Origin of the sequence: Erysipelothrix sp. strain 2 (EsS2-7-Brazil), from assembly GCF_016617655.1 — a bacterium.
Taxonomy (GTDB): domain Bacteria; phylum Bacillota_I; class Bacilli_A; order Erysipelotrichales; family Erysipelotrichaceae; genus Erysipelothrix; species Erysipelothrix piscisicarius.
Window position 1 is genome coordinate 1 of sequence record NZ_SCFT01000020.1, and the last position, 12141, is coordinate 12141.

The window sequence follows — 12141 nt, forward strand, 5'->3', positions numbered from 1 at the left end:
ATTTCTTTTTGAAATTGACGTTTCCTGTTTAGTTTTCAAAGACCATTTTCTGCACTCGGTTTCCCTTAGCGCTTGTATATAATACCACCCTCTTTATCCACCGTCAACACTATTTTCACTTTATTTTAAGTTTGTTCTTAAATAATTTGTATATGTGATTTTAAAGGTTTGTTTGGGTGCTTTTAAGCAATAAAAAAGGGGAATATCCCCTTTAAACCACTTAATCATTTATTTTTATTTCTTTCAAGAGTCTTAAACTGTTTAAAATCACTAGAATTGTACTTCCTTCATGACCAACTACACCAAGTGGAAGTGATATGCGGTCAAAGAAGTTGGAGATGACTAATAGAAGAATGACACCAATTGCGAAGCCAACATTTTGAATTACAATCTTTCGAAGTTTTAAAGAGAGTTCGATAGCATATCGGATTCCGGTGATATCATCTTTAACCAGAATAATATCTGCAGCCTCCATTGCTATGTCGGTTCCACTTCCCATTGCAACCCCAATAGTTGCATTCGCAAGCGCGGGCGCATCGTTAATTCCATCTCCGATCATTACAACGGTTCCATATTCTCGTTCCAAATCACGAATAATAGTTGCTTTTTCATCCGGAAGACATTCCGCAATAATTTTTGAGACGCCAATTTGAGATCCTATATGCTCTGCTGTTTTCTGGTTATCACCTGTAATCATGACTGTCTTGATATTATTTTTGTTTAACCAACGAACCAAAGATAACGCTTCGGGACGAATTACGTCCGTCAGACCAAGCACACCAATAACATCTCCATCTTGTTGGACGTATACAAGACTATTCCCTTTTTCTGCAAATTCAAGTCCTTTGTCTGTAACAATTTGATCTTCTGAAGTCATATGGTCGAGTTTACCGATTCGATATTCTTTTCCTGCATAAACCCCTTTAATTCCATACCCTGCAATTTCTTCAACATTGTTTGCGGATGGATACTCTTCGATTTTTAATTCATTATAAAGACCTGTTACTACCGCACTCGCAAGTGGATGCGTTGAGTACTGTTCAATTGCAATGATCGCTTCACCGACCTCACGCGCATCAACATCATCAATATAGAATATATCAGTTAACGATGGTACACCCTGCGTTAATGTTCCGGTCTTATCAAAAGCAACTGCTTTTGCATCCATCATGTTTTCAAAATGGATACCGCCTTTTACCAATATACCGCGCTTTGCACCGTTTGAAATTGCCGATAAGGTTGCTGGTGTTACCGATGCAATAAGGGCACATGGTGATGCAACAACCAATAAAATCATTCCACGATAAAATGCCTCTTGGAACGATTGACCCATTGTGAGGATAGGAATAAGAATTACCAATAAAACAACAACCAATACAATACGTGCATAGTAATCTTCAATACGCTCAATAAAACGAGCTGTCTTTGACGGATATTGTTGTGCTTCTTCAACCATCTTTACAATTTTTTGAATAAGTGTATCGTTAACCAAAGTATTAACTTCAATGGTTAATGGATTCGAAATGTTGAGTGTTCCTCCAAAGACCATGTCTCCAACACTCTTTTCTTTAGGCATTGATTCACCTGTAATTGCCGCCTCTTCGATACTGCTTTGACCTTTGTAAATCATTGCATCAATTGGAACGGTTTCTCCAACAGCAACAATGACCTTATCGCCAATCTCTAACGCTTCGACGGGTACAACTTCAGTACTTCCATTTTTATTCATTCGTGTAGCTTCTGTTGGTTGCAGTTCCATTAAAGAACGAATTTCACGTTGACTACGGTCAAGGGTTAGCTCTTCTAGCGCTCCTGATAAAGAAAAAATAAATATTAAGACTGCACCTTCCATATAATAGCCGATTAAACATGCTCCAATAGCAGATAGAATCATTAAAAGTTCCACATTCAAATGTTTATTTTGAACTGTATCTGTAATCCCTTCTTTCGTTTGGTTATAGCCACCAATCGCAATTGCCAAAATTAATAGTACGTTGTTATTAAGTATTGCTCCTAGCAACAACAGAATCCCACAGATTATGGTTTCTTTTAAACTTAATAATGTTTCTTTCCACATAACTAACCCTCCAATAATAATGATAATGATTATCAATATATGTATATTATACCATCTTGAATTGATAAATCCACTCATAAGGTATAAGATTATTCATTCTTTAAATAAAATAATTCACAAGGTTGAATAAAAAAATAGAGCACATAAGCTCTATTTAATTTTATATTTATTAGGGTTCGTACCTAAATGTAGGTTTTCATTGTGGTTATTCACAACATCTACTTCAGCATTTGTTAATTCAAAATCAAAAATATCAAAGTTTTCTTCCAATCGCTCAAACGATTGCGTTTTTGGGAATACGATCCAATCTGTTTGTATCTGCCATCTTAATGTAATCTGTGCAGGTGTTTTATGATACTTCTGCGCTAACTTGACAATGGCTTCACTTTCAGAAACTTTATTACGAGCAATTGGCATCCATCCTTCGCACGCGATATTATGTCGATCGCACACTTTTTTTAATTCTTCCTGAACTAAATATGGATGACGTTCAATTTGATTTACCATCGGAATAACCGTCGCTTCTTCTAACAAAATTTCTAACTGTTCTACATTAAAGTTCGAAACGCCGATTGCCTTAGCTCTCTTATTCCTATAGATTTCTTCAAAAGCACGCCATGTATCACATGAGGCTGGCTGTGGCCAGTGGATTAAATAAAGATCAACATAGTCCAAACCAAGCTTTTTTAACGATAAATCAAAAGCCTGAAGTGCCGATTCATAGCCTTGATCCTCATTCCAACACTTTGTCGTAATAAAAAGTTCTTCTCGTGGAATTCCAGAATCTTTAATCGCACGTCCAACTTCCACTTCATTATTATAAATCATGGCAGTATCAATATGACGATATCCAAGTTCAAGCGCTTTTGATACAATTTGATATGCATCATCTTCCACCAAGCGATATGTTCCCAAGCCCAACATCGGCATCGTAGTTCCATTACGCAACTTTTTAAATTTCATGAGAGTCCTCCCAATTCTTCCTTAATTCGTTCCCAGAGTGTTTTTTTCTTTACGAGCGCTTTTATGTCATCCTTATGTTTTTCAATAACAAGATCCGCACGATCCATGGTAAAACGACCTTTACCAAGTTCAAAAACCCACACATCATCGAGCGGAACATTTATATGAATATCCGCTTTCTTCACAATATGATAATCTTCTTCAATCCGCATCAGATCCATGCAACGTGTCGCAATAGCCATCAGTGAATTATATTCATGAAATGACTCATTAGAATGCATCGTTACAGCGATTGTTTTGTCAGCACCATATGCCTCTACTAATTCGAGTGGCAGGTTCATTCGCACACCACCATCTACCAGCATATATCCCTGGTATTCCATTGCTGCTATCACAAACGGAAATGAACACGATGCACGCACCGCTTTAGCCAACGGAATATCCGTAACAATCTCCCACATTGGATCAAGCGTTTTAAATTCATTGGGATGTGAAACAAAGCAGATGATTTTCCCCGTGGTTAAATCAACAGCTGGAATCGCAAGTGGAATTTTCACCTCTGAAATATTATGTACCCCGATTTCATCAAGAACTTTTTGAAGTTCATCTTCGAGTTCTTGTCCATCCACATATCCACCCGTAAGTTTTTCTTTTGAAAATGGAAGTAATTTAAGGCTTGGCTTTGAGAAAATATGCTTTTCTTTAATATTTCGCTCTAATTTCAAAACAATATCCGTCAATTCATCGGAGGTTAATCCACAGGATACCAGAGCAGCAATTACAGAACCCATTGATGTTCCTGACACCATATCAATTTTTATGTTCTCTTCGTTTAATGCTCGAATAACAGGAAGTTGAGAAATTGATTTAACACCGCCTCCTGATAAAGCTAATCCTATTTTATTCATATTGACACCTCTATCCTTATTATACTATAAAATATTCGATCTATTCGATAAACGCATGAAATTGACACGGTGACGCTGAAGTGTCGTATAATAGTTTTAATTAAAGGAGCCACTATGACACAAATATTATTAATACTTATTATTGTACTTTTACTTATCCTTATATATTTGCAATTAAGTTTTCAACGAAATCCTACGAATCTTGACGACATTACCAATCAGGTCTCACAACTTAAAGATTTGGTAACACATCAAGCAAACAACGCAATGAATCAAATGGTTGCACTTGATTTTGAAAGTCGAGAGAAGACCTCTGATAAGTTTAATCAATTTACAGACCGAATAGATATCCGTTTTAATGACCTAACACAAAGAAATATTGTATTTGAAAAAGAGGTCAATCGCGCTTTAATCCTCTTTCACGACAAAATGAATCTTCAATTGGATCAACAGTTTACAAAACTCACAGAGAGTGTGGAAAAAAGATTACTGCTTATGGACGAAAAAGTAAACCAATCACTGGATCAGGGATTTAAAAAAACTAACGACACCTTCACAAATATCGTGGAGCGATTAAGTAAGATTGATGAAGCCCAAAAGAAAATTGATGCCCTTTCAGTTGAGATTGTTTCATTACAAGATGTTCTTACCGATAAAAAAACACGCGGAACTTTTGGAGAAGTGCAGCTGCATCAAATTTTAGCGTCAATTTTCGGGGATAAAAATGATCGAATTTACCAAATGCAGTACAACTTATCACCAGGCATACGACCTGATGCAGTTCTTTTTGCACCCGAGCCACTTGGTACACTAGTTATCGACTCCAAATTCCCACTTGAGAATTATCGACGTATGATTGATAAATCTTTGGACCCAAACCAACGACAAAATGCAGAACGACAGTTTGTTCTTGATTGCAAGAAGCATATTGATGCAATTTCGAATAAATATATCATTTCAGGGGTTACTTCGGATCAAGCATTAATGTTTGTTCCTGCCGAAGCTGTATTTGCTACCATTAACGCTTATCATTCGGACATCTTGGAATATGCACAAAGAAAACGTGTGTGGCTGGTTTCACCAACAACACTTATGAGCACACTGACGACAATTCAAACTATCCTCGTAAATCTCGAACGCGAAAAATATGCAAGTGTCATCCACGATGAACTCAATCGCTTGCACACTGAATTTGACCGTTATCGTTTGCGATGGGATAATTTAAGTAAACATATTGAAAATGTCAATCAAGATGTCAAGGATTTACACATCACATCTCGCAAGATATCCAGTCGCTTTGAGTCAATTTCTGGTGTGGATCGCGAAGCCCTCTCACAAACACAGATTGATAATCAACAATCGCAATGATAACTTTTATTGGTAGGGCATTTATGGGCGCCTTACACCCTTTCTGTCCTAATTTATTGTAGGATACACATGATGATGTTTTTACACGTCTAATAATTATGAAGGAGAATATTGAATATGAAATTAATTGCTTATGCTGTCCGCCCCGATGAAACGGAAGCGTTTGAACGTTATGCTAAAGAAATGAACATTGAATTAAAAGTTGTTCCTGCGCAACTTAGCAAGGATAATGCGTTAGAAGCTAAGGGTTATGAGGCAGTGGCTTTTCTCGGTAACTGCGATGCAAGTCGAGGCGTTCTTGAGATTCTTGCGCAGGGCGGGACAAAATACATCGCATCTCGTTCGGCTGGGTTTAATAATGTCGACATGGATGCCGTTCGCGATCTCGGTCTAAAATTCTCAAATGCAACGTACTCTCCCAATTGTGTTGCCGATTTTGCGGTAATGTTAATTCTAATGTCATTACGTAATATGAAAGCAATCATGAAACGTACAGAAATCAAGGATTATTCTTTAGCCGGTCTTCAAGGAAAAGAGATGCATAACATGACATTTGGTGTTATTGGAACCGGACGTATCGGATGTATTACTGCACGTAACCTCTCAGGGTTTGGTGGCCGTATTATTGGATATGACCTTTATGAAAATGATGCCATTAAAGATGTTTTAACTTATGTGGATCTTGAAACACTTCTAAAAGAAGCGGATGTCATTACACTACACGCACCGCTCTTTGAATCAACACACCACATCATCAACGACAAGCATCTTGCGCTTACAAAACCTGGTGTAGTAATTGTCAACTGTGCACGTGGAGAATTAATTGATACAGATGCACTCATTAAATATGTTGAAAACGGTCATATTGGTGCTGTAGGTCTTGATGTTCTTGAAGGCGAACTCGGCATCTTCCATAAAGACCATCGCTTATCCACACTGACAAATCACCAACTAACGTTATTAGAAAGTCATAAGAACGTTATTATCACACCGCATTGTGCTTTCTACACAGATCAAGCTGTATCGGACATGGTCGAGGTTGCCTTGCGCTCTTTGGATTCTTTTGTTAAAACAAATGAAAGTCCATGGGAGATTCAATAAATTCTATTTCTGAAAAGGATTAATCTATATTAATCCTTTTTCTTAACGTTTACCCTAACAATATATACCAAAAGGAGATTATATGAGTATATTTATCTTTGATATGGATGACACGCTCTACGATCAAATTATTCCATTTAAAAAAGCGCTCGATGACGCTGGATTTATTGACGTAAAAGATGTCCGTTCGTTATACATTCAAAGTCGTATCTACAGTGATTCTGTGTTTGAAGCAACCCAAAATGGCACAATGACAAACCTCGAAATGAGACGTTTTCGAATTCAAAAACCTCTCGAAGATATTGGAATCCAAATAAGTCCTGCCGAAGCAGATTTTTTTCAAGAACGCTACGCATATCACTTGGATCACCTCGAACTGCATCCTGCCATTCATGATTTATTCACTATCCTTAATAGTCGCAACATACCTTTTTATGTCTTAACGAATGGCCCTTCCGAACATCAATGGAAGAAAATTAAAGCCTTACGTTTGGAAGATTACATGCCTCATTCCCAGATCATTGTTTCCGGGGATGTCGGATATTATAAACCTTCCCGGGAAATATTCCAAGTTATTGAAGCACAACAAACTGGCTCTCTAATTATGATTGGCGATTCCCTCGCAAACGACGTTCTTGGCGCAAGAAATGCAGGATGGGAAGCTGTTTGGTTTAATCATCGGCGTCGTGATGGTTATTATGATGGTCTCACTCTATTTTCATTTAGTCAGATAAAGTCGTATGTTTTAAATTCCATAAATAAAGAAGCTGTGGGGCTGACCTCGGTTAATGGGACTCCTTAATAAGAACAGTCAATCCGCACGGAGTTCAATTTGGATCAAGAACGTAATCGTTTAAGTCTTGAAAGACCGAGCACTGATGAATCTTTGATGATGTTCAACACATTCTTAGTACACAAAGAAGGAAGAAAGAATCATTAAAACAGTATGGATATCACTCTCAACGATGGCTATCAGATAACATCACGCATATTGAAACGCGATACGTATCCTCTGGGAAAGAACACGGTTTCAAGCATTAGGCAGTATTTTAATCTTCAATGTTGAGTCACGAAAAACTGGGATTTATATCTTCGGTACATTACCGCAAGTTACAAATCCCAGTTTATTTTTTTAGAGTCCCCGTCTCGTTCCTCTTTTATTTTCTTTTGTCGATATGAACAATCTTTTTATTTTGAATATAATGCCGGGTAATACGTTCGCTAAGGGTTGATAGAAGTACGTACTTCGAAATCCCTGTAATGTTTTCTAGTTGCGCACAGGTTCTATGTTCACCAATCAGTTCAACGACATCACCCAAACAAACATGTTCATCAATTCGTATCATCGTCTGATCCATACATATTTTTCCTACAATCGAATACGGTCTTCCATTAATATACACCGGAACTAAATTATTTCTTACATCGAAACAATCAGCATAGCCTATTGGCATGGTTCCAAATAACTCTTTGGTCTCCACTTCATAGGTGTAATCATAACCAATTGACTCCCCTGCCTCGACCTCATCGATATGCAATATCGTGGAATGCAGAGACAGCACTGGTTTTAATACTGGCATATCCACTCGATACCCGTAGACCGCAAGTCCCATACGAAAACCATTTATGACTGAACTGTTTTTAATAATTGAAACCGGTGCATTCCCAACATGAACCCATTTAAAATCACGGTTCGATGTGGTGACAATTTTTTCAAAACGTGCTAATTGTTCACGTCCTTTTTCAAGATTTTCAGGGCTTGGAAAATGGGTGTAAATTCCTTCCAGTGAAACCTCACTCGATAGAATTTCTTCAATTTCTTGATTGTGTTTTATTCCAATTCGGTTCATGCCTACATTGATTTCTAAATGCAACCGCAGGTCGAGGTCTAACGTTTGAACTTTACGAAACCATTCAATTGAAGGAATTGTGTATACGAATTGCTCTTGATGATTTGATGCAATGAAATTTGGATCAACATAACTGAAAATTAGAATGTCATGAAGGATTCCTTTTTCAACCAAACGTTGTGCCTCGTCGATTGATGAAACACAAATAAACGGGAGATTTTCTTCGATCATGATGCGACTGCATTCAACATCACCATGACCATAAGCATTTGCTTTTACAACACCAAAAAGCGACTTCCCTGTCACTTCTTTTATTTTATTAATATTGTATGAAAGATTGTCGAGATTTATCGTTGCAATCGTCTCTCTACCATCCATTAAATAATCCTCGAATAATTATAACTTATATAAATCGCTAGCAAACGATATGCAATCCATAAAACGGAATGAATCTCGTTTTGTGCTGCATACTTAAAGATAATTTGATAACTACTTAACTCGAAAAGGCCCGCAATTCCCATAACGGTCACGACATCACTAATGATGATTGCCAACAAAGTAAACAAGGCTGCGATAATCGAAAATTTCATTTGGACGCCACGACCAAATTTCTGAATCGCAAGTGCAATAAGATACCCAACACCTACAATAACTAATGAGAAGTTCGCAACTTTATTTCTAAAAATTCCTGATACAATTCCTAAGACTACTGCCGAAACTACCCCAACAAGTAGTGCTACATTAAATCTTTGTTTCTGTGTTAATGATCGTGTATTAAAGATTTCCATAATGGTTTCGTTCTCCTTTATATCATTTTATGATTAACATAATTAATAAAGTTATCATAAGCAATCGCATTTGTAAATTTTTCACCCAAGGTATTTTCGATTTCCAGAAGTAAATTTTGTGTTTTTGAAGCGTCTTCTAGATACTTGATTTTAGTTGCAATCCCATCAAAATCTGAACCAAGTCCAATTTGCTGCTCACAACCCATTTCTACTAAGTATTCTATATGACGTACTAAATCAGAAATTTCGGTTTCTTTTTCGTCATCGGTTACAAAAGCATCATAGTACACGACATGAATTGGAAACCCCCCTTCAAGCATACGTCTGATTTGATTATCATTTAAATTACGCCGATGGCTCGCAATAGCCTTCACATTTGAATGACTTGCAATAACATGCTTTGCACTATTAAGTACGTCATCAAAACCTTTTAAACTAATATGAGATACATCTACAAACAAATTTCGTTCATTGAGTTCTTCCACTACATTAAATCCAAAAGCAGTCAGACCTGCGCCACGTGGCTCACCAATTCCATCACATGCTAGATTCGCATCATTCCATGTCATCCCAATGGAGAGAACCCCCTCATCCAACAAATGCTTTACTTTTTCCATGTCATTTCCAACACAATCAAGACCTTCTAAAGTTAAAAATGTACCAATTTCATCCGACCCTAGTTTCTCGATATCACTAAAAGATCTTATTTGAACGACATGAGGTATTGTAAGCACACGATGTTTATATGCATCAATCTGTTCGAGAGCAATTTGATATTTATCATTAAAGTTTAAATCGGGATCTATAAAGATTGCCATCGCTTGAACTTTCGTATTGCTTGCTTTTAATTTTTCATAATTGACATCTAATTCATTTGAATCTTTAAAATTAAGTGATTGATCCTGTTGGAGTTTCAAAAGCACATCACAGTGCCAATCAATGATTTTATATTTTTTTGTCATACGCGAGTCTTTCTCCCCCATCTTTTAAAGTTATTCTACCACAAAGTTGGTATCCTGTTTTCATCAACAGTGCATTCATAGCAAGATTGTTTTTATGCGTATCGATTCGAACCACGGAAAAGCCTGCTTTTCCACAAGTGTTTTCTATCTGTTTAAGAGCATGTGTCGCAATTTTCTGACCATAATATGCTGGATGAATCGCAATTCGATGGATTACCGCATAGGGACCTTCTTCATTCCATTGCCCCTCTTCAATCGTATCATAATTTTCATCATCACCCAGTTGAAGCATCAAAGTTCCTACCAAATCTTGTTCCTTGAGAATCACAAAGCCATTCTCATTTTTGATATCGTTTCGTATGGTATCTTCGTTTGGATACCCATTTTGCCATTGATCAATACCTTTATCGCGAAACATCGCTTTAGCTTGTTCAATAATATGCATGATCTCGGGTAAATCACCAATTTTAGCTTTTCGTATCTGTATTGTCATCATAATCCCTCTTGTTTTCCTAGATATCTCGATTGAAATTCTTTCATAAATAAAGAATACTCTTAACCCTTAGATTTTGTTATAATTAGAGTATGAAAAAAACAAAAAATTATTTACTTTGCATTGCTGGTGCAATAATGTTTGCACTCTCTGTTAATCTATTTATTATTCCTGCCCAGATTTACAATGGTGGTATGGTGGGGATCGCGCAGTTATTGCGTGATGCCATCCAATACGTCTTTAAATTTGAATTTGGTTTTGACATTGCTGGAATCGTAAATTTATTTCTTAATATTCCTTTGCTTATCTTTGCATGGTTCAAGTTTTCGCATTCTTTTGTGCGTTATACACTTGTCACTATTGTAACACAAGCAATCTGTTTTACATTAATTCCTGTTATGAGTCAGCCAATTGTAGATGATGTTTTTATTTCAATTATCATTGCGGCTGTGCTTGGTGCCTTCGGTGCCTCACTTTCATATCGCGCCAAAGGGTCCTCGGGTGGTTTGGATGTAATTGGTTTTTATTTATCTCAAAAAAAGAAAGGAAGTTTGGGTTCATTATATTTAATGGTGAACTGTTCAATTTATCTTGTGTGTTTAATTGTTTATAATGCACAAACCGCACTTTATTCGCTCGTGTACTCCTTTATCTTTTCCTTCTGTCTTGATAAGTTCCATGAACATAATATTGAGGTAAGTGTAATGGTATATACGAAAAATAAAGATATCAAACGTGAAATTATTGAAGTTATCCATCGTGGCGTAACGTATTGGGATGGCTATGGTGCATATACCGGGAGTCAAATGGATGTATTTGTAACCATTGTTGCGCAAAGTGAAGTTGTTGAATTAAAACAACTTATTCGAAAACATGATCCCAATGCCTTTATCATTGTCACAAAAAATTTAAAAGTAGACGGAGGATTTGAAAAACGTCTCATCTAGGAGGTAAGTATGTTTGTTCCAGAATATAATGGCAACTTAAGATCGCACATTATTCGTGTGCCTGAATCGATTCAGGAAGCAAGTGGAATTAAATTATTTGGTCGTACAATTAAGTCATTTTTATTCACGACTGATGTCGCAATTATTCGTAATTGTAATGCCGATGCAGTTATCGCAATTTATCCTTTTACACCCCAACCAATAATTACACACGCAATTAAAAACGTTGCGGATGTTCCCGTCTTTTCTGGAATTGGTGGTGGCACTACCCGTGGACTTCGCGTTGTAGGTCTTGCAGTTGACGCTGAACAACAAGGTGCAACAGGTGTTGTCCTAAATGCTCCAACTACAAATAAATTAATACGTCTTGTGAAACAAGCGATTGAGATTCCGATTATCATCACCGTTCTTAACGAAAATGAAGATATTCAGGCACGTCTTGATGCCGGTGCAACAATCCTAAATGTATCCGCGGCAGCGCGCACACCTGAAGTTGTTGCGGCAATTCGAAAGAATCATCCGCAAGTACCAATTATCGCGACTGGTGGCCCTACGGAAGAATCATGTCGGAAAACCATACAAGCTGGCGCAAACGCTGTATCCTTTACACCCCCAAGCACAGCCGATATGTTTAAAGACTTGATGGCTACCTATCGAGAGTAAGCATATTACATAATAATTCAG

The 12141-nt window shown here is 37.1% G+C and carries 12 protein-coding genes; 5 read left to right on the plus strand and 7 right to left on the minus strand.

Annotation, left to right across the window (positions count from 1 at the left end):
* Positions 1–220: 220 nt before the first annotated feature.
* The 3 genes from EPJ90_RS07980 to EPJ90_RS07990 all read right to left on the minus strand — a co-directional run bounded on the left by EPJ90_RS07980 (position 221) and on the right by EPJ90_RS07990 (position 3948).
* On the minus strand, positions 221–2077 hold the full coding sequence (locus tag EPJ90_RS07980; RefSeq protein ID WP_161636944.1) for a heavy metal translocating P-type ATPase: 1857 nt from the start codon (positions 2075–2077) through the stop codon (positions 221–223).
* 150 nt (positions 2078–2227) lie between these two features.
* Complete coding sequence (locus tag EPJ90_RS07985; protein WP_161636943.1) at positions 2228–3040, minus strand: aldo/keto reductase; 813 nt, start codon at positions 3038–3040, stop codon at positions 2228–2230.
* Positions 3037–3948 carry a patatin-like phospholipase family protein gene (locus EPJ90_RS07990; RefSeq protein ID WP_125163823.1) on the minus strand — a complete coding sequence of 304 codons (912 nt, stop codon included), beginning with the start codon at positions 3946–3948 and terminating at the stop codon, positions 3037–3039. Before EPJ90_RS07990 ends, EPJ90_RS07985 begins: the two co-directional genes overlap by 4 nt.
* A 114-nt stretch (positions 3949–4062) precedes the next feature.
* Here EPJ90_RS07990 and EPJ90_RS07995 point away from each other — a divergent pair, with 114 nt between their 5' ends.
* From EPJ90_RS07995 to EPJ90_RS08005, 3 genes are all read left to right on the plus strand, one after another.
* Positions 4063–5316 carry a DNA recombination protein RmuC gene (locus EPJ90_RS07995; protein ID WP_161636942.1) on the plus strand — a complete coding sequence of 418 codons (1254 nt, stop codon included), beginning with the start codon at positions 4063–4065 and terminating at the stop codon, positions 5314–5316.
* Positions 5317–5433: 117 nt separating this feature from the next.
* Positions 5434–6417, plus strand: a complete 984-nt coding sequence (locus tag EPJ90_RS08000) for a D-isomer specific 2-hydroxyacid dehydrogenase family protein (protein ID WP_161636941.1) — start codon at positions 5434–5436, stop codon at positions 6415–6417.
* A gap of 82 nt (positions 6418–6499) precedes the next feature.
* The gene (locus EPJ90_RS08005) at positions 6500–7219 is read left to right on the plus strand and encodes an HAD family hydrolase (protein WP_161636940.1); all 720 of its coding nucleotides are present in this window, start codon (positions 6500–6502) and stop codon (positions 7217–7219) included.
* Between the two features lie 355 nt (positions 7220–7574).
* Here the strand turns inward: EPJ90_RS08005 and alr are convergent, their stop codons facing one another.
* The 4 genes from alr to EPJ90_RS08025 are packed head-to-tail and all read right to left on the minus strand — an operon-like array spanning position 7575 to position 10513.
* On the minus strand, positions 7575–8645 hold the full coding sequence (alr, locus tag EPJ90_RS08010; protein WP_125163826.1) for an alanine racemase: 1071 nt from the start codon (positions 8643–8645) through the stop codon (positions 7575–7577).
* Positions 8645–9055, minus strand: coding sequence for a hypothetical protein (locus EPJ90_RS08015; RefSeq protein WP_125163827.1), 411 nt, complete (start codon positions 9053–9055; stop codon positions 8645–8647). The genes alr and EPJ90_RS08015 overlap by 1 nt, the downstream gene beginning before the upstream one ends.
* A 17-nt stretch (positions 9056–9072) precedes the next feature.
* Positions 9073–10017, minus strand: a complete 945-nt coding sequence (locus EPJ90_RS08020) for a dipeptidase (protein ID WP_161636939.1) — start codon at positions 10015–10017, stop codon at positions 9073–9075.
* Entirely contained in the window at positions 10001–10513 is a 513-nt protein-coding gene (locus EPJ90_RS08025; RefSeq protein WP_161636938.1) for a GNAT family N-acetyltransferase, read from the minus strand. The genes EPJ90_RS08020 and EPJ90_RS08025 overlap by 17 nt, the downstream gene beginning before the upstream one ends.
* An 89-nt stretch (positions 10514–10602) precedes the next feature.
* Here EPJ90_RS08025 and EPJ90_RS08030 point away from each other — a divergent pair, with 89 nt between their 5' ends.
* Both EPJ90_RS08030 and EPJ90_RS08035 read left to right on the plus strand, forming a co-directional pair.
* The gene (locus tag EPJ90_RS08030) at positions 10603–11457 is read left to right on the plus strand and encodes a YitT family protein (protein ID WP_161636937.1); all 855 of its coding nucleotides are present in this window, start codon (positions 10603–10605) and stop codon (positions 11455–11457) included.
* 9 nt (positions 11458–11466) lie between these two features.
* Positions 11467–12120 carry a hydrolase gene (locus EPJ90_RS08035; protein ID WP_003774066.1) on the plus strand — a complete coding sequence of 218 codons (654 nt, stop codon included), beginning with the start codon at positions 11467–11469 and terminating at the stop codon, positions 12118–12120.
* The last annotated feature ends 21 nt before the right edge of the window (positions 12121–12141 follow it).